This is a genomic window from Geodermatophilus sp. DSM 45219 (genome assembly GCF_900104025.1).
Taxonomy (GTDB): Bacteria; Actinomycetota; Actinomycetes; order Mycobacteriales; family Geodermatophilaceae; genus Geodermatophilus.
This window is the reverse complement of the sequence record NZ_FNIQ01000006.1, coordinates 221,839-240,049: the sequence shown is the minus strand read 5'-3', so window position 1 is coordinate 240,049 and position 18,211 is coordinate 221,839. Positions and strand designations below refer to the sequence as shown.

At 72.2% G+C, this 18,211-nt stretch carries 14 protein-coding genes; 8 read left to right on the top strand and 6 right to left on the bottom strand.

The annotated features are described in order from the left end of the window. Positions 1-53: 53 nt before the first annotated feature. Positions 54-3,302 carry a TM0106 family RecB-like putative nuclease gene (locus BLR12_RS19490; RefSeq protein WP_091381647.1) on the bottom strand — a complete coding sequence of 1,083 codons (3,249 nt, stop codon included), beginning with the start codon at positions 3,300-3,302 and terminating at the stop codon, positions 54-56. A 522-nt stretch (positions 3,303-3,824) separates the two neighbouring features. Here BLR12_RS19490 and BLR12_RS25585 point away from each other — a divergent pair. Together BLR12_RS25585 and BLR12_RS19480 are read left to right on the top strand one after the other, a co-directional pair. Next, positions 3,825-6,200 carry a lysylphosphatidylglycerol synthase transmembrane domain-containing protein gene (locus tag BLR12_RS25585; RefSeq protein WP_091381645.1) on the top strand — a complete coding sequence of 792 codons (2,376 nt, stop codon included), beginning with the start codon at positions 3,825-3,827 and terminating at the stop codon, positions 6,198-6,200. 11 nt (positions 6,201-6,211) lie between these two features. Next, positions 6,212-6,655: a cupin domain-containing protein gene (locus BLR12_RS19480; RefSeq protein WP_091381643.1), complete on the top strand. Its 444-nt coding sequence runs from the start codon at positions 6,212-6,214 to the stop codon at positions 6,653-6,655. Between the two features lie 8 nt (positions 6,656-6,663). On the opposite strand, the gene BLR12_RS19475 is transcribed toward BLR12_RS19480, so the two are convergent. Next, entirely contained in the window at positions 6,664-7,743 is a 1,080-nt protein-coding gene (locus BLR12_RS19475; RefSeq protein WP_091381642.1) for an extracellular catalytic domain type 2 short-chain-length polyhydroxyalkanoate depolymerase, read from the bottom strand. A gap of 102 nt (positions 7,744-7,845) precedes the next feature. Here BLR12_RS19475 and BLR12_RS19470 point away from each other — a divergent pair, with 102 nt between their 5' ends. Continuing rightward, entirely contained in the window at positions 7,846-8,262 is a 417-nt protein-coding gene (locus BLR12_RS19470) for a cupin domain-containing protein (RefSeq protein WP_091381640.1), read from the top strand. Positions 8,263-8,457: 195 nt separating this feature from the next. Here the strand turns inward: BLR12_RS19470 and BLR12_RS19465 are convergent, their stop codons facing one another. The 3 genes from BLR12_RS19465 to BLR12_RS19455 all read right to left on the bottom strand — a co-directional run bounded on the left by BLR12_RS19465 (position 8,458) and on the right by BLR12_RS19455 (position 9,865). After that, complete coding sequence (locus tag BLR12_RS19465) at positions 8,458-8,856, bottom strand: type II toxin-antitoxin system VapC family toxin (RefSeq protein WP_091381638.1); 399 nt, start codon at positions 8,854-8,856, stop codon at positions 8,458-8,460. After that, a complete protein-coding gene (locus BLR12_RS19460; protein ID WP_091381636.1) occupies positions 8,853-9,089 on the bottom strand; it encodes a FitA-like ribbon-helix-helix domain-containing protein in 237 nt (78 codons plus the stop codon). Before BLR12_RS19460 ends, BLR12_RS19465 begins: the two co-directional genes overlap by 4 nt. Positions 9,090-9,184: 95 nt before the next feature. After that, entirely contained in the window at positions 9,185-9,865 is a 681-nt protein-coding gene (locus BLR12_RS19455) for a helix-turn-helix domain-containing protein (RefSeq protein WP_091381634.1), read from the bottom strand. Positions 9,866-10,271: 406 nt separating this feature from the next. On the opposite strand from BLR12_RS19455, the gene BLR12_RS19450 reads away from it, so the two are divergent. The 4 genes from BLR12_RS19450 to BLR12_RS19435 all read left to right on the top strand — a co-directional run bounded on the left by BLR12_RS19450 (position 10,272) and on the right by BLR12_RS19435 (position 13,941). After that, positions 10,272-11,843, top strand: coding sequence for a hypothetical protein (locus tag BLR12_RS19450; protein ID WP_091381632.1), 1,572 nt, complete (start codon positions 10,272-10,274; stop codon positions 11,841-11,843). A gap of 338 nt (positions 11,844-12,181) precedes the next feature. Then, on the top strand, positions 12,182-13,216 hold the full coding sequence (locus tag BLR12_RS19445) for a restriction endonuclease (RefSeq protein ID WP_091381631.1): 1,035 nt from the start codon (positions 12,182-12,184) through the stop codon (positions 13,214-13,216). A 1-nt stretch (position 13,217) separates the two neighbouring features. After that, the gene (locus BLR12_RS19440; protein ID WP_091381629.1) at positions 13,218-13,577 is read left to right on the top strand and encodes a hypothetical protein; all 360 of its coding nucleotides are present in this window, start codon (positions 13,218-13,220) and stop codon (positions 13,575-13,577) included. Between the two features lie 22 nt (positions 13,578-13,599). Beyond that, positions 13,600-13,941 carry a DUF6308 family protein gene (locus BLR12_RS19435; protein ID WP_091381627.1) on the top strand — a complete coding sequence of 114 codons (342 nt, stop codon included), beginning with the start codon at positions 13,600-13,602 and terminating at the stop codon, positions 13,939-13,941. Positions 13,942-13,955: 14 nt separating this feature from the next. Here the strand turns inward: BLR12_RS19435 and BLR12_RS19430 are convergent, their stop codons facing one another. After that, positions 13,956-14,798 (bottom strand): HNH endonuclease, encoded by an 843-nt coding sequence (locus BLR12_RS19430; protein WP_091381625.1) that lies wholly within the window; start codon positions 14,796-14,798, stop codon positions 13,956-13,958. A gap of 203 nt (positions 14,799-15,001) precedes the next feature. Between BLR12_RS19430 and BLR12_RS19425 the strand changes: the two genes are divergently transcribed. Next, complete coding sequence (locus tag BLR12_RS19425; protein WP_091381623.1) at positions 15,002-18,109, top strand: DEAD/DEAH box helicase; 3,108 nt, start codon at positions 15,002-15,004, stop codon at positions 18,107-18,109. The last annotated feature ends 102 nt before the right edge of the window (positions 18,110-18,211 follow it).

The following is an 18,211-nucleotide window of genomic DNA, read 5'->3' as shown; positions in this document are numbered from 1 at the left end:
CCGCCTCGCCGGCTTCATGACACCGGAGCCGGGTCGGCACCGGCAGTCGAGCGTCAGCGGATGACGGTGGCCATCTCGACCAACCGGCACAGCGCGTTGACCTGGCGGAGTTGCTCCGGCGTCCGGACGGCGGCGTCGAGCAGCTCCTCGCTCATCACCACGACGGCCAGCGCCTTGGCCCGGGACACCGCGACGTTGAGCCGGTGCAGGTCGTAGAGGAAGGAGACCCCGCGGGGCGCGTCCTCGGCCGAGGTCGACGTCATCGAGTAGACGACGACCGGCGCCTCCTGCCCCTGGAACTTGTCCACGGTGCCGACCCGTGCGCCGTCCGGGAGCGCCCGCCGGATCAGCGCGACCTGGTTGTTGTACGGCGCGACCACGAGCACGTCGTCCGGAACGATCGGAGACCGCTCCCCCGCCGCGTCGACCCAGCCGACCCCCTGCAGCGAGTGCCACACCCCGGCCACCGCAGACGCCTCGTCCGGCGACGCCGCCATCGACGGCTGCAGGTGTTCCACGAACCGGACGGCGAGCCCGCTGGACCGGCCGTCCACCGCGATCCGCTCGCGGCCGGCCGCGGACTCCAGCCGGCCTTCGTAGGCCAGGTCGGACACGAACGCGGTCAGCGCCGGGTGCATCCGGTAGGTGCGGTCGAGGAACACGCCGCGGTCCTCGGGCACGGTCGGGTGCCCGTCGAGCAGGTGCTCCAGCGCCGAGAGCCCCGACTCCCCCGGGTGCACCGCCTGCGTCGGCTGGGCCAGCTGCTGGGGGTCGCCGAGCAGCACCAGCGAGCGAGCCGACCGAGCCACGGCGACCGCGTTGGCCAGCGAGAACTGCCCGGCCTCGTCGATGACCAGCACGTCGACCGCCTCGGCCAGGTCCGGACGAGCCCAGAACCACGACGTCCCGCCGACCAGCGACGCCGACCCGTCCAGCAGCCGCGAGGCCACGTCGGCGGCGTCGCGGGACCACTCCACCCCCGGCGCCCCGCAGGCCTGCGACTCCTCGCACTTCTGCAGCGCCGGCCGCCCGACGGCGCTGAGCACGTTGCCGATCACCGCGTGGGACTGCGCCGTGACCCCGACCTTCTTGCCGGCGTCGAGCAGCGCGCGGATCAGCCGGGACGCCGCCCGCGTCTTGCCGCTCCCGGGCGGCCCCTGCACCGCGAGCACCTCGCCGTCCAGCGCCAGGCCGAGCCGGACGACGGCGTCGCCGGCCTCCTCCCCCGGCAGCCGGCGGGTGTCCGCGGGGACGACGCGGTCGAGCAGCCGCCGGCCGAGACAGGACTCCCCGGCCAGGACGGCGTCCGCGGTGGCCGCGATCGCCGCGCGCAGCTGCTCGTCGTTCAAGGGCCCCTCCGGGCCGAGGCCACGCACCGGGGAAGGCGGCTTGGTGCTCTTCACGACGACCCGCCCGGCGACCGCGTCCAGCTCGCGCACCTCGCCGATCCGCACCCGGCTGTCGACGTCGAACGCCGGCTTGCCGACCGAGAGCTTGGCGTCCTGCGGCGGGAAGCTGAACTCGTAGAGCCTGCTGCGCTTCTCGGCGCCGATCTCGACCGCGGCGGACAGCCCGCCGAGCGCCGTCCGGTCCTCGACGAGCTGGTCGTCGTCCAGGTCGCCGCGGCTGAAGAACTCCCACCAGCCGGGACGGGCCTCGCGGCGGTGCCACTGCACCAGGTCGCCGAGGAGGTCGTGCCCGCGGTCCTGCAGCTGCTCGACCAGCGCCAGCTCCGCGACCTCGGCGTCCGAGCGCGGCGCCGGGACGGCGATCTCGGCCACCCCCGGGCGCGGCTGCGGACCGTGCAGCGCCGCCAGCTCGGCGCGTTCCCTTTCCAGCCAGTCGTGCAGCTCGCGGGTGGAGTCGACGTCGTCCCTGTTGTAGTCCTCGATCGACCGCAGCCGGGCCGGGTCGCGGTCGATCAGCCACTTCTCGTACTCGACGACGCTGCTCATCGCGTCGGCGACGTCGCCGGTGTGCGCGCGCCCGTAGAAGGCCTCGACCTTCTTGATCGAGTAGGACTCCCCGCTGATCCGCATCGACTGCGTCACGACCGGATAGAGGTCGACGAACCGCTCGGCGCGCAGCAGCTGGTCCAGCTCCGCCTCGCGGACGCCGTACCGCCCGGTGAGCCGGTTGAGCGCGCTGACCTCGTAGGCCGCGTAGTGGTAGACGTGCATGCCGGGGTCGGCGCGCCAGGCCGCGACGATCCGGTCGACGAGGTCGGTCACCATCTGCCGCTCCTCGGCGGCGTCATGCGCCCAGAGGGCGGTGAAGGTGCCTGCTCGGTCGCCCAGGCCGGCGAGGTACTCCAGCCCGTCGCCGTCGCCGGCGAGCGGGTCGCCCTCGAAGTCGAGGTAGAGGTCGCCGGGGCTGGGCTCGGGGAGCCGCAGGAGTCCCTGCGCCGTCTGCGGCGTGAGCAGCGTCCGCGTGGGGGCGCCGGCCGCGCGGCCGCGGAGCTGCTCGCGGGCCTGGTCGCGGAGTCGCTCCCGGGTCCCCCGGCTGATGCCGGTGGCCCGGAGGACGTCGTCGGGTGCGCCGGCGAGCTGCTCGAGCGTGGCGATGCCGGCGCCGTTGAGGGCGGCGCGGTGGTCGCGGCGCATGCCGGCGACGAGGCTGAGGTCGTCGCTGGTGCGCAGCTCGCTGGAGCAGCGGACCGCCCAGGTGCACTGGTCGCAGTGGGCGACGGGGACGGGGACGGTGTCCACCGGGTCGGCGATGAAGCCTTCCAGCCGGGCGCGGGCGCGGCGGGCGTAGGCGGCCACGTCGACCAGCCGCCACGGGCGGGTCTCGCCGTCGCCGGTGACGACGCTGATCCGCTCGGGCGTGCGGCCCTGCAGGGTGGCGAGCCGGTCGGCGTAGGTGGCCATCTGCAGCAGCGCCGGCACCTTGATGCGGCGGGCGAGCTTGGCGTCGGCGACCTCGTAGGACCACTCCCCGAGGTCGGACGGCTGGTCCACGCGGAGGAGGAAGTCGGCCTGGCCGCCCCAGGTGCCGTCGGACAGCGTCGCCTGGTGGACGACGTCGACGCCGGCCCGCATCGCCGCGAGCGTGGCCTCCTCGCTGCGGCGGCCCGCCAGCCGGGCGACCGTCAGCCCCTGCTCCTCCAGCGACTCCAGGTAGCGCAGCTCGTGCGCGATCCCGAGGTCGGCGACGAGCACCGTCTGGTCGCTGGCACCCTCGGCCGGCGGGTCCAGCCGGCGTTCGGCCACCTGGAGGTTGAGCGCGGTGAGGTGGTGGCACTCCTGGTGCCGGGTCAGGTCACTGGGGCTGAGGACCAGCCGCCCGTCGACGCGGTACAACGTCCCCCCGTGGTGCCGAGTGCAGAGCCTGGAGGACCCTGCCACGGACGACGCCGTCCTGGTGCCTCCCGCGCCGACCGGCCACGGCGCCGGAGCACGGTGCAGGTGGGGTCCGCGAGCGGCCCTGACCGTGAGCTCCGTGCGATACCACCAAGCATCCCAGACCTCGAGGACCTGCCCGCTCCGCGCTGAGCCGCTGTTCCCCCGCTCCCCGGACGTGGCGGAGCGTCAGCCCACTCGCACCGCGACCGCGCTCCCACGGGCAGGTGCAGCACGCCGGTGGGGGCTTCGACCGAAGGCCGGCGAGGCCTGACCGGGCCCACCGCGGGGCGTCCACCCCTACCCTCGTTGCCCGCCGAGTCCGTCGACCGGGCCGGCCACCCCGCCCGTGTGGCCGACGACCCGGGACCGTGGCCGGGAGGGGTGGACGGCATGGAGCGGACTACAGGGACGGCGCTCCCGAGCCCTCGCGCCCCACGCGTGGCGGCTCCCCCGGTTCCTCCGGCGCGCGACGCCGTACCGGTGAGCGGCGACCGCACCGAGGAGGAGGTCACCGGCTACGAACGGTCCCCGAGCGACGTCCTCCGCACCGTCGTGTTCGCCGTCCTCGCGTTGCTGCTCCTCGGCCTCGCCCGGTGGGCGCGCGACGAGTCCACCGCGCTGGACGAGGACCTCGTCCAGCGGCTGTCGTTCCTGACTCCAGCGGTCGGCCGGATCCTGGCCGGCGCGGTGACCCTGCTGGTCCTGGCGTCGCTCGTCGGAGCATGGGCCGCGCCGCTGGTGACGCGGCACGCCCGGCTGCTGGGGCACCTGCTGATCAGCGGCGTCCTCGCGGTCCTGCTGCTGCTGGGGGCCGGGTGGCTCGTCGACCGGGCGGACACGGACGCCCTGGTGGCCGAGGTGGCGCGGCGCGGTGGCGTCGACAGCACGCTCACCGTGGACGGCGTCGCGGTGATGGCCGCGTCGTTCGTCGTCCTCGGGCCGTTCGTGTCCCGGCGCTGGCGACGCGCCGGGGCCCGGCTGCTGGCGCTGGTCGTCCTGCTGCGGCTGTTGGTGCCGATCGCCCACCCGGGCACGCTGGCGGTCGCGCTCGTCCTCGGCGCCCTGGCGGGCTCCGCGACGCTGCTGCTGCTCGGCCGCCCCAGCAGGCGGCCGACGCTCGGCGCGGTCGCCGCGGCGCTGACCGGCGGCGGCCTGCCCCCGGCCGACCTGCACCCGGCGGTGGTCGACGCCCGCGGCTCGGTGCCCTACGTCGCCACTCTGCAGGACGGCGGCCGGGTCTTCACCAAGGTCATGGGCGCGGACAACCGCGCCGCGGACCTGCTGTTCCGGGTCTACCGCTTCCTCCGGCTCAAGGACGTCGGGGACGAGCGGCCGTTCTCCTCGCTGCGCCGGACCGTTGAGCACGAGGCGCTGGTGTCGCTGCTCGTCCGGGACGCCGGTGCGCGGACCCCGCGGCTGCGCGCCATCGCGCCGGTGGGGTCCGACTCGTTCCTGCTGTCCTACGACCTCGTGGACGGCTCCACCCTCGACCGGCTGCCTCCCGACTCCGTTCCCCCTCTGGTGCTGTCCCAGATCTGGGAGCAGGTCGCCGTCCTGCGCCGGCACTCCGTCGCCCACCGCGACCTGCGCCGCGCCAACATCCTGCTCGACCCCACGGGGACCCCGTGGCTGATCGACTTCGGCTTCAGCGAGGTCGCCGCCTCCCCCGCGCTCCTCGACGCGGACGTCGCCCAGCTCCTCGTCGCGCTGGCCCTGGACGTCGGCGTCGAGCCGGCCGTCGACGCGGCGATCGACCGGCTGGGACCCGAGGCCGTGGCCGCCGCGCTCCCCCGGCTGCAGCCGAACAGCCTCAGCGGCGCCACCCGGGACGCGCTGAGGCACCGCAAGGAGCAGCTCCTCCCCCGTATCCGGGCGGCCGTGTGCCGGCGGAGCGGGGTCCCGGAGCCGGAGCTGGCGGACCTGGAGCGGATCCACCGCACGACGGTCCTCACCGTCGTCCTGCTGGTGGCCGCCACCTACCTCCTCGCGCCCCAGCTCGGCGACGTGGGCGGCATGGTCGCGCGGGTCCGCGCCGCCGACTGGGTCTGGCTGCCGTGGATCCTGGCGGTGTCCGCGCTGACCTACGCGGGGGCCACCCTGAGCATCGTCGGCGCCGTCCCGGCCCGGCTGCGCCCGCTGACGACCTTCGTCGCCCAGCTCGCCTCCTCGTTCGCCAGCAAGCTGGCGCCGGCCGGACTCGGCGGGATGGCGCTGAACGTGCGCTACCTGCAGAAGAGCGGTGTGGACCTGCCGGTGGCCACGTCCGGGGTCGGGCTGAGCTACGCGGCCGGCTCGGTCGTGCACGTCGTCCTCATGGTGGTCTTCGCCGTCTGGGCCGGGCAGTCGGCCTTCGGGTCCCTCCGGCTGCCCCGCCCGCAGGCCGTCCTGTGGGGGGTGCTGGTGGTCCTCGCGCTGGCCGCCGCGGCGCTCGCCGTCCCGGCGGTCCGCCGGCTGGTCGTCGCGAGGCTGGTCCCGCTGGTGCAGCGGTCGGTCCACGGCGTCGGCCCCGCTCTGCGCCGCCCCGGGAAGCTGGCGCTGCTGCTGGGCGGCGCGGCCGTGGTCACCCTCGGCTATCTGGTCTGCCTCTACCTGTCCACGCGGGCCTTCGGCGGGGGTTTGGGCCTGGCGACCGTGGGCGCCGTCTACCTCGTCGGGGCTGCCGTCGCGGCCGCCGCCCCGACGCCCGGCGGCCTCGGCGCGCTGGAGGCCGCCCTGATCGCGGGGCTGGTCGCCGCCGGGATGGACCACACGGTCGCCGTCCCGGCCGTGTTCCTCTACCGGCTCGCCACGTTCTGGCTGCCGATCCTGCCCGGCTGGGCTGCCTTCGCCTGGCTCCGGAGATCCGACCACGTGTAGGAGGGACGACGATGGACGGCTCCGTCCGCGCCCGGGACCGGTTCCTGATCGACGGGGAGGACACCGGCGGCCGGTTCGCCGTCGTCCGGCACGTGTTCGCACCCCGGTCGCTGGCCGCCCCGCTGCACCGCCACCACCGGGAGGACGAGTTCACCTACGTCCTCTCCGGGCGGATGGGCGCCGTCCTCGGGGACGACGAGGTGCTGGCCGGACCCGGTGACCTGATCGTCAAGCCGCGCGACCAGTGGCACACGTACTGGAACGCCGGGGACGAGCCGGCCGCGGTGCTGGACCTCGTCTCCCCGGCCGGGCTCGAGCAGTTCTTCCGCCGGCTCGACGCGTTGACCGAGCCACCGACGCAGGAGCAGCTCGTCGCGCTCGCCGCCTCCTATCAGTGCGACACCGACTTCGAGGGATCGCAGCGCATCGTCGAGCGGCACGGCCTCACGTCCTGACGGCCCGCTCAGCCACCCAGGGCGGTCACCATGCTCATCACGGTGGCCATCTGCGGCCCGCGCTTGGTCGCGTAGTCGACGTCCCCGGGGCCGAGGTAGCCCCACCAGTCCCAGCACCCCTTGGGGTTGCCGAGCGTGGCGTCGGGCCGGGCCTGCGGGTAGAGGACGACGAAGCGGTTGGTGTCGGCGTAGGCGTTGAGGTTGGACTGCTCGACGAAGGTGCGGCCGATCTGCTCGGCGGTCTGCTGGCACCCGTGCAGGGCCACGACGACCTTGCACGAGGCGTTCTTCTTCGCGCAGTCGGCCGGCGTGTACAGGTAGCCGGTCGAGCCCATGCCGATCGCGGCCGCCCCGGTGCGGGTGACGTCGCCGATGCCCGGGGACGGCGGGACGGCGTACGGGTCCTGGGAGAACTCGGTGACCGTGCCGCGGGCCTTGCCGGCGTTCGGGGCGTTGACCGAGCCGAACATGACGCGCAGCGACTCGGCCTGCGCGTCGTAAGGGGCGCAGTTGTTGATGTATGGCGCTGCGGTGGCACCGCATGCGACCGGCCCGAGCGGGCTGATCCAGCCGTGACCGGCCGCGATGCCGGACTGGTAGGTCAGCGGCGTCCCGTAGTGGCGGTAGTAGGCGGCCAGGTCGTCGGCGACCGGGCGCTTGACGGTCGGGTCCTGGCTGCCGTGGAAGAGCCAGGTGGGGATGCGGGCCAGGTTCGCCGTGGGGTCGATCTTGCCGTCGCGCTCGTACTCGGCCGTCTTCGCGTACTGCAGCGACAGGTCGCGCGGCAGGGCCGAGTCGGCGCAGGCGTAGAGCGCGACGGCGACGTTGCCCATGGCGCACCAGTAGGGGCCGGCGCTGACCACGGCGGCACCGCGGATCCGGCTCGAGTAGGCCACCTGGAGCTGGGTGGCCATGTACCCGCCGGAGGAGATGCCGGTGACGTAGGTGCCGCTGGTCGCCAGCCGGGGCAGCGCGGTAGGTGCCGCTCCCTGCGCGGCCTGGCCGGCGGTCAGGCCGGCGACGGCGAGGACGAAGGCGGTCGCCAGGACGCCGATGCGCCGGCGCAGTCCTGCTCGCGGACGGGTCACTGGTCCTCCAGCTCTGGGTCACCAGCCCGTGACGGTGCTCACAGCAGGCGGTGTCCAAACCTCGGCTTGACGCCCGCGTGGCGGCGCGGTCGGCTGACCGCCATGACCGAGGAACCCATCGACGGCTGGCACCAGCCGCTGCGGCACGTCCGGGCCGACGAGCTCACCGGCGACACCGGCCAGACCGGCGGCATGACGAGGCTGGAGGCGGTGTCGGCGAAGACGGTCGGCTCCCAGCGGGTGTGGATGGGCCAGACGCACGTCGCCCCGCGGACGTCGTCGGGCGACCACCACCACGGTGACTCCGAGACCGCCATCCACGTGCTACGCGGCCACCCGGTGTTCGTCTTCGCGGAGGACGGCGAGGAGGTCCGGCTGGCCACCGCGCCCGGTGACTACGTCTTCGTCCCTCCGTACACCCCGCACCGCGAGGAGAACCCGACCGACGAGGAGGCCGTGGTGGTCATCGCGCGGAGCAGCCAGGAGGCGATCGTGGTGAACCTGCCCGGGCTGACCTGACCATCGAGCGCCCCGAAGCCGTCATGGCGACCGGAGCAGGGCGTCGAGCCACCGGCCGCGCGTTCAGAGTCCGAGGTACACCCGCAGCTGTCCCTCGATGCGGGTCATCTCGCTCGGCGCGAGCAGCCCGCGGCGTCGGCCACGGGCCTCCGCCTGCGGACCGGGCCCGGCTGGCCGACCGCGACCGGTGACGGCTCAGCGGTCAGGTGTCCGGAAGGTGCACCGCGGACCTGATGCGTCGGCGAGCCTCCGGTCGAGGGTCCACAGCGGCGCGCCCAGCTCCTCGGCGAGGGCGACGAAGGCGGCGTCGTAGGCGGTCACCGTGGGGTGCAGCTCCCAGACGCGGTCGCCCAACGGCTCGAAGGGGAAGGTCGTCACGGGCAGCTGCACGAGGTCGCGGTGCGCCAGTGCGGCGGCATCCCGCCCGAGTCGCCGGGCCAGGACCGCGCGCCGGAGCACGTTCGACACCTCGACGTACAGATGTGCCGGCGCCACCAGGACGTTGCGACGCAGGCCGCTCCGCGCCCACGCCCCCTCGGGACCGTCGTCCACCAATGCGGCGACCACCGCGGAGGAGTCGACGACGATGGTCACGTGCGGTCGTGGTCGCGCAGGTCGAGGATCTCCGCCGCCGGCAACCTGGTGCCCGTCGCCCGGACCCGGTGCTGTACCCGGTCCCACAGGTCGGCGGGGCTGGGCCGCCGGGCCAGCTCGGTCAGCTGGGCGCGGACGTACTCCTGCAACGACTGACCGGCGCGGGCCGCGCGGGCAGCCAGCTCATCACGCGTCTCGTCAGGGACGTCGCGGATGGTCATCGACACCGGCATGCATGCACATTAGCAGCGTGGGCTGCAGATTGCTGCTCAGAGCTCCTGTCGCGGCATCGCGTCCACAGCACGCCGCCCCGCGGCCGGGGCCGTGGTCACCGGGCCAGGTCGCTCAGCGCGGCGGCGAGCATGTCCAGCCCGGCCCGCCGGGTGCGGACCTCGGCGGACTCGGCCAGGTCGACCGCGACGACCGCGGTCGGCATGTGCGCTCGGCCGGTGAGGTCCAGCCGGTCGTACCGGGGCACCCGCACCACGAGGTTCGGCTGACCGCGGTCGGACAGGCCGAGCTCACGACGCAGCGCGGCCAGCGTGCCCGCTGAGCAGTACACCTCGTCGACGGACTCGGCGGCGACGATGTCGGCGCCGACCGCGGCGGCCGCGGTCAGCCCGGAGGGGACGACGCCGTCGGCGGCCAGCACCTGTTGCCGGTAGGCCGGCAGGACGCGCAGCTCGCACCGTTCCGCGCGGTCCCGGGATGCGGCGACCAGCCGCTCGGCGTCGTAGCAGCGGATCCGCGCCACCAAGCGGGAACGATCGGGCGCGGGCAGCCAGTCGACGTCCTCACCGGAGAGCTGCCACAGCGCGGCCCACGCCGTCCGCGGAGCTAGGACCCGCCCCGCCGTGATCGGGAGACGGGCCCGGCCGTCGACCGCGTCGTCGTCGAGCACGAGCGTCCGGCCCACCTTGCGGGCGGCGAGTTTCCCCGCGCGGATCAGCCGGCGCACCTGCTCCGGTCCGACGCCGAGGCGTTCGGCGGCCTGGCCGACGGTGAGCACGGCGGACTCCCTCCTGTTGGCACAAGCGGTAGCGCGTTGCTACCTATTGTGCCAACGTGTGGGCTGCACGCACCGCGGACACGTCAGTACGGCCAGCGCCTCGTACGCGCGCCCTGGCATGGGTGCGGACGCCGTCGAGCCGATGCCTCCGGATTCGGTCCACCGCTGCGTCATGGTCCGCCGCGACGGGCCTCACAGCCCTCCGGCCAAAGATCCGCGCCGACCGGACCGAGGAACCGCGGGGGCGCCCCCGTGCTCCTGGGCATCGACGGGGTACGGAACGCTCCTTCACCCCACCCGCCTCGGGGGACTCGCCTGCCTCTCATCGTCGGTGTGGGAGCACCAATCAGGCCCGGAGCCGTGCCTACAGTCCCGGCCAGGCTCGGAGCGAACACATGGGAGAAGCATGGACGCGCAGGTCGATCTGGGGGACGGGACAGCGGTGGCGGACGCCGTCGACGACAGCGAGCGGACCGCGGTCGCACTTGCCGAGACGTCGGTGTCCGGGGTCTATCTCGCCAGCGGGGACCTCTCCGTTCTCGGCGCGCACGTCATGCCGCTCACCTTCGACGCCGGCGGTGCACGGCCGGGAGGTGCCGACGCGGCGGCCATCGCGATCGGCGGCGCCAACGTGGTCGCCCAGATCGCGAACGGCATCAACACGGCTCGGGGCCTGGTCCGGCTGTCGCCCGAGACCGTCGCTGCGTTGAAGGCGGGGGCCAATCCGGTCACCAAGGACGGCTGGAACCTCGGAACGCTGATGCAGGAGGGCAAGTTCGCGCACTCCGTGCGGTGGGCGCCGGCCGGGAGCCAGGGCGCCGTCTCGGTTGCCGCGTCCGCCGGCCCGGCGGCGGCCCTCATGGCCATCCAGGTCCAGCTCGCCGAGATCTCCGCGCTGGTCGAGGAGAACATCTTCCTCACCCGGTCGCTGCTGCAGGCGGTCGAGGACGAGCGGTGGGCCAGCGCCAAGTCGCACTTCGATGCGATCGCCGAGGAGTTCGGCCACGCCAATGCCCTGGGCGAGGTGACACCCGGCATCTGGGCCCAAGCGCAGGCACAGGCCAGCGAGACAAAGCTCCGCGAGCTGCTGGAGCTGTCGCTGCAGGCCGCCCGGCGTCACCACGAGGAGCTCACCGCGCTCGACAGCTCGACGGCCCGTCGGACGTGGCTCGAGAAGAACGCCCGGAGCGTCACGCAGGAGGCTCAGACGCTGCTGATGACGCACAGCGCCTGGCTGCGCTACCAGGCGCTGCGCGCCGGCTACCTCCACCGAACCGCGGCGGTCGATCCCCAGGACGCCGCCCTGCTCGAGCGCGTGCTGGCCGGGGCTCAGCGGAGGGACGCGGAGGTGCGCGCCGTGGCCTTCCCGCTTCTCGAAGCGGTGTACCGGCTGCTCCGCATGCTGGAGGAGGGCACGGGCTCGGCCTGGAAGAAGCTCTTCCCGGGCACCCGGGACCGCGAAGCGGTGCGCGCGGCGGCTGGCCACGTCGCTGCCCAGCTGGGCGCACTGGCTGATCACCACGGCGCATACCAGGCCGATCCACCGTCCGCTCCCGTGGAGATCCCGCTCCTCCCCGACGAGCAAATGCAGGCGGTCACCTCGCGGCTCCGCTGGGTCCTCCGGGAGGGCGAGACGTTGGTGGCGGTGGCCAAGTCTGGCGGTTGGCTGGAACTGGAGCGCTACCTCATCTTCACAAGCGCGCGGATCCTCATCGTCCGCGAGGGCAATTTCCTCAGCGACGGGCACGTCGACCAGGAGCTCCCGTGGACATCGGTCCATGCGATCGCCAGGGTGCTCGGTAGCGACCGGGACGACGGCTTCGACCTGGCGATCGAGCACGGGACCGCCGAGAAGCGCGACGTCCGCACGTTCGCTCTCCGCGACTCGTCGCTGGCCGCGCGCGGTGAGGAGTTCGTGGAGCGCCTCACCGCTTGCCTCGGCGAGAAGCGGCGGGTGCTGGAGAGCGCCGCCGGCTGACGGGCCCCCGGTGGTCGAGGCCGCGTCGGAAGATCAGGTCGAGTTCTCACTCGAGCCGTTCGCCGGCGGGCCAGCCGGCCGTCGGCGACCAGGAGGTCGAGGGCGGTGTGGTGGCGACACTCCCCGTGTCGGGTCAGATCGGTGGGGCTGAGCTCAAACAGTCGGCGCAGGTCAGGAAGAAGAAACGGATTGAGCTGGCACTCGGATGTCGAGCCGGTTGGCGTAGGCAGCCCGGATCCCAGTTCACTCTCCGCCGCCTGACATTGAACGGACGACACCGTCCGGTGGCCGCGCGAGGCAGCTGCCAGGATGAGGCCACGCGAGGACGGGGGACGAGCGTGGCGCTCTGGCTGGTGCGCAGTGGTCGGCACGGCGAAGGGGACGAGCTGGCGCTGACCAGCGGGGTCGTCGGGATCGGCTGGGCGCCGGTGGGTGACCTCTCCGGCGTGACGACAACCGAGCAGCTACGCGAGCGCCTCATCGCGAGCTACCCCGACGCCAAGGCGAGCACGATCACCAACTGGCTCGCCCAGGTCGACGCCTTCCAGCGGCGCATCGCCATCGGCGACCTCGTGGCGCTCCCCCTCAAGCGGACGCCGGCCATCGCCTTCGGCCGCATCACCGGTTCCTACCGGTATGCGCCGGAGGCGCCCGAGTCGATGCAGCACCAGCGGTCGGTCGCATGGATCCGCGAGGACGTCCCCCGGGAGTCGATCGCGCAGGACATCCTCTACTCCCTCGGCGCCTTCCTCACCGTCTGCCGGATCCAACGGAACGACGCCGAGGCGCGCATCGAGGCGCTGCTCGACGGCGGGGCTCCCCCGACGCCCGCGAATCCCGACCCGGACGCCGAGCAGTCGGCCAGCGATGTCGTCCGGCAGCCCGACGTCGACCTGCTCGACCTCAGCCGCGACCAAATCCGGCGCCGCATCGGCGCCCGCTTCTCCGGGCACGACCTCGCTCGCCTGATCGGCGCGGTCCTGGAGGCCGAGGGCATGTACGTGCATGTCTCGCCCGCCGGGCCGGACGGTGGTGTCGACATCCTCGCCGGCGAGGGCGACATGGGCTTCGACGGCGTGGGCCTCGCCGTGCAGGTCAAGTCGGGCGCGATCGTGGTCGACGCATCAACTCTGCGTGAACTGCAGGGCGTGATGGCCAACTTCGGGGCCACTCGAGGTCTGATGGTCAGCTGGGGCGGTTACACGAAGAACGCCCGCGCCGAGGCCCGACGATTGTTCTTTCAGCTGCGGCTCTGGGACGCCGACGACGTCATCGCCCGGGTCGAAGCCGTCTACGAGCGGCTGCCGCAGGATATCCAGGCCGAGCTCCCCCTCCGCCGCATGTGGAGCCTGGTGCCCGACGAGGACGCCTGACGTGCCCGTCGACGAGCGCGGTGACGTCAACGCCGATCGCGCCGCCCAGGTGGCTGCGGCCATCGGGATCCCCGAACACTCCTCCGACCGGAGGGTTTCCATGCGCGTCGCTGACACTTGGGTCGACGATCCGCTGAGCGTGCTCACGGGATACGCGCACCGGTACGGCAAGACCCTGCGCATCTACGACTACGCCGGCCCGGGCGGTCCGTCGGTTCTCACCATGGAGGAGATCGTCCGGACCCGGGTGATCGCGTCGCGGATCAGCCATGCCGAAGCCCGATGGCTGCTCCACCGCAGCGAGGACGCGCCCTGGTGGGTCGCCGCGGCGGACGCGGACCTCGCGACCGTGGACCGATGAAGACGGGTCGACCTACGGACCAATGCTCCAGCTCTGGAGGCACTTCTACGGCGAGCGGCCGTCCGGCTTTTCGGTAGCGAAGCTCAGCAAGGTTCTCTACTTGAAGCGGCCGGCGCTCTACCCGATCCTCGACAGCCAGCTAATGCGGCGGTATCGGCGACTCGCGCGCCACCAGGGTCAGGCGCGACCGGAGCTGGGGCGCTACCAGTACTGGTCCGCCGTCCGTGAAGACCTGATGGCCAACACCGCGTCGGGCGCACTCGCGCAAGTCCGCGAGCAGCTCAGAACATCGAGCGACCCGGCCATCCAGGCGATGTCCCGACTGACGGACCTCCGCCTGCTGGACATCTGCACCTGGCGCTGAGCAGCCTCACCGAATTAGTCGGAGCTGAATGCGCGCCGGTGTTCGGCCAGTCGGCTGGAATCCGGCTTGGCGCTCGGGTCACGCGGCACTGTCAGCAAGACGCCGGCCAGGGCTGCGTACGAGGTGCCGCGTAGCTTCGGCGAGACCTCAAGCCGTCCTGCCGGGTCGACCGCGAGCAGGTGCAGGTCGAAGAGCGTGTGAACATCGGCGCGGAGCAGCAGTCCGTTGCCGAGGTCGTTGCAACCGCTCTCGCTGTACGGGTCGATGTGGGCTGCCTCGAGGACGTCCTCCACAGCCTCGCCCGTGACGGCGCACTTCCTTTCGTACGCCGCAAGCAGCTTGGCTCGAAAGGCAGGCTGCCCACGCCGCAGGGCGATGTCGCGTCGCACTCGATCGGGTCGTTGCGATTGGCCCGGCCGCTCATTTCCGTCCGTCGACTGCTCTGGTCCTCGGTCCAGCCACTCGTCGAGCAGGGCCGTCGTTGTCTCGTTGGCGCGGACCGGAGCTCGAACGACCTGCCCGAAGCGAGCCCGCGGTATCGGGGCGTCCATCAGCCGTCGGGTGTCCTCCGCCGACCACAGGACGTCGGCGTACCAGTAGCCGTCCTCGTCCAAGCGGACGTCGTCGACCGTCCCCACCGCGTACAGCTCGCCAACGCCCGCGGCATACAGCCAGAGGAGGTCGCCGGCCTCCATGCTGCGGTAACCCTGACTGAGGCCCCAGGGATCTACCTGACCCGGTGCTGCTTCGATGAAGCGAAGAACGTTCCCCGCCGAGACCGGGAGATGCTCATCGGTGACCGGATCGATCAAGTAGTAGTCGCCAGAGGCATTGGTGGGGTAGAGCCAGTGCGTCACTCCTTCATGAGCTCTCAGTACGAGAGGCAGCGGCGGGCGCCACGCCGGCAGTTGCCACGACGGCGAGGCCAGTCGACACTCGCGTCGCGGCTGGCCTCAGCCGTCACAGTTGGCCATTCCTACGATCGACACAGCCGCGACTCGCTGGTCCAAGTGCCGGGTCGCTCCTCAGAGAACCGCATTCGTCCGCTTACGTTGCGGACATGGGGGACTTGACTCCGGGCGTCTACGAACACCTGCTGACCGAGGCCCTGAGCGGTCGACTGGCCGGCGCAGACCCTCAACTCGTCTCGCTCAGCGAGCTCGATCCCGTCGACGCGCACGAGACGCTGACCCGCCACATCACGGTGCTGACCTCGCGCGCATTGCGCAGCGCCGGCGGCAGTGACCGGGCTGCAGTCAGTCGGCAGGTCGCTCTGGCCAATGACATGGTCAAGGCCATCACTGCACTGGCGCCAGAGGCTGCAGCCCCCGAGGACGCAGTCGCCGAACCGCCGCGCACGCTGCTTGCCATCGCCAAGGCATCCCGCACGCCAGGACCCACGACCTTCCCTCAACGACCTGAAGTGCCCCTGTCCACCAGCGCGCTCCTCGTCAACGGCCGCGGACAACCGCGGATCGGCTACGAGGTGACCCGCGAGATGGCCTCGGTTGACCGGGTCGACCTGTTGTGCGCCTTCATCAAGTGGCAGGGCCTACGGGTCATCGAGAAGCAAGTCAGCGAGCTGCGCGAGCGCGGCGGCCGGCTACGGGTCATCACCACCACGTACATGGGTGCCATCGACCAGCGCGCCCTCGACCGCCTGGTCGAGTTGGGTGCCGAGGTCAAGGTCTCCTACGAGACCCGGACGACGCGGCTGCACGCCAAGGCCTGGCTGTTCCGCCGCGCCACCGGCCTGTCGACGGCGTATGTCGGCTCGTCGAACCTCTCCCGCACCGCTTTGACCGACGGTCTCGAGTGGAACGTCCGGCTGTCCAACGTCGAGCAGGCGCACCTACTCACCACCTTCGCCGAGACCTTCGACAGCTACTGGCTCGACCCGTCGTTCGAGACCTACGAGCCGCACCGTGACGGCGACCGGCTCCGCGAGGCGCTCGCCGCGGAGCGCGGCGGTCCGTCCGACCTGCCCATCGAGATCACCACGCTCGATGTCCGTCCCTTTGGCTACCAGCGGGAGATCCTCGAGGGGCTCGACGCCGAGCGGACGGTCCACAACCGGTGGCGCAACCTCGTGGTGATGGCGACCGGCACCGGCAAGACGGTCGTCTCCGCGCTGGACTACCGGCGCCTGCGCGAGAGCGGCATGGTCGACCGGCTCCTGTTCGTCGCCCACCGCGAGGAGCTGCTGACCCAGAGCCTGTCGACGTTCCGGCACGTCCTGCGGCAGGGCGACTTCGGGGAACTGTTCGTCGGCGGCCAGCGTCCTCGCGAGTGGCGGCACGTGTTCGGTTCCGTCCAGTCGCTAAATCAGCTCGACCTCGACGAGCTCGATCCCACGCACTTCGACGTCGTCGTCGTCGACGAGTTCCACCACGCCGAGGCGGCCACCTATCGGCGACTGCTTGAGCACCTGAAGCCCAGCGTCCTGCTCGGACTGACCGCGACGCCCGAGCGGACCGACGGCGCCGACGTGCGCACCTGGTTCGACGGACGCACCGCCGTCGAGCTGCGGCTGTGGGAAGCACTCGAGCAGAGCCTCCTCGCACCGTTCCAGTACTTCGGCGTCCACGACGACGTCGCCCTCGACCAGCTGCGATGGAAGCGCGGTCGCGGATACGACACCACCGAGCTGACCAACGTCTACACCGGCGACGACCACCGCGTTCGGCTGGTCCTGCAGGCGGTGAAGGACAAGGTCGAGGACCCCGGCCGGATGCGGGCGCTGGGCTTCTGCGTCAGCGTCCAGCACGCGCAGTACATGGCCGACCGGTTCACGAGGGCCGGCATCCCGAGCCGCGCGGTGACGTCGGCGTCGACTCGCGAGGAGCGGGCAGCGGCACTGGCCGCGCTGCGAGACCGGACGGTCAACGTCCTGTTCACCGTCGACCTGTTCAACGAGGGCCTCGACATCCCGACCGTCGACACCGTGTTGTTCCTCCGACCCACGGAGAGCGCGACGGTGTTCCTCCAGCAGCTGGGTCGCGGCCTGCGCCTGGCCGAGGACAAGGCCTGCCTGACCGTCCTCGACTTCATCGGCGCCCAGCACAAGGAGTTCCGCTTCGACCTGCGCTTCCGAGCGCTGACCGGCAGTTCTCGACGAGGGGTGCAGCGCGACGTCGAGCAGGGCTTCCCCACCCTGCCGGCCGGGTGCCACATCGAGCTCGACCGCGTGGCCCAGCGGATTGTCCTCGACAACATCAAGCAGTCGCTGAGCGTGTCGTGGAAGGGGCTGGTTAGCGAGGCCAAGCGCGAGCAGTCGCCGTCGCTGGCCGACTTCCTCGCGGAGACGGGCGTCGAACTCGAGGACCTGTACCGCGGCAACGGTCGCAGTTGGCTGGACCTCAAGCGAGCCGCCGGCTGGGCCGACGACGCCCCGGGGCCGGACGACGCCGCGCTCGGCGCCGCGCTCGGCCGGATGCTGCATGTCGATGACCTGGAGCGGTTGCGGTTCTTGCGGTCGGTCATCCGGCCCCACGCCGCGGCGCAGGCCAGCGCCCGACTGCGGCGGATGGCTGCGATGCTGCACTTCTCACTGTTCGGCTCGCGGACGCCGTTCAGCAGCATCGAAGAGTCACTGGCTCGACTGCTGGCGAACCGTGGCCGCGGCGAGGAAGTCGTCGAGCTGAGCGATGTGCTGCAGGAGCGGATTCACCGGGTGGCTCGTCCGCTCACGGAAGCCGGCGATCGTCCGCTGCACGTGCACGCGCGCTACAGCCGGGACGAGGCGCTGGCGGCCTTCGGGCTCGCAGACCTCAACGGCACGTGGGGCTCAGGCGTGCGCTGGGTGCCCGGCGACCGCGCCGACGTCTTCTTCGTGACCCTGCAGAAGTCGGAGGCACACTTCTCCCCCACCACCATGTACGCCGACCACGCCATCACACCGACGCTCTTCCAGTGGGAGTCGCAGAACGCGACGGCGGAGCGGTCAGCAACCGGGCAGCGCTACATCAACCACTGGGAGATGGGTACGTCCGTGCACCTGTTTGTCCGCAAGTCCAAGATGGCGGACGGGACGCTCGGCACGCCGTCCTACCTCTACGCGGGGCCGATGACCTACGTGTCCCACACCGGCGAGCGCCCCATGCGCATCCTGTGGCAACTGGACCACGCCCTGCCGGCCGACGTCTTCCACGCCGCCAAGGTGGCCTGACTACGGGACCCGTGTCCGCCCGCCCCGGACACCGTCCGGCCAGAGGTCTGGCTCCAACTGAACTGCAGGGCCTCACTCGCCTGCGACCGCTCGACCGGCAGG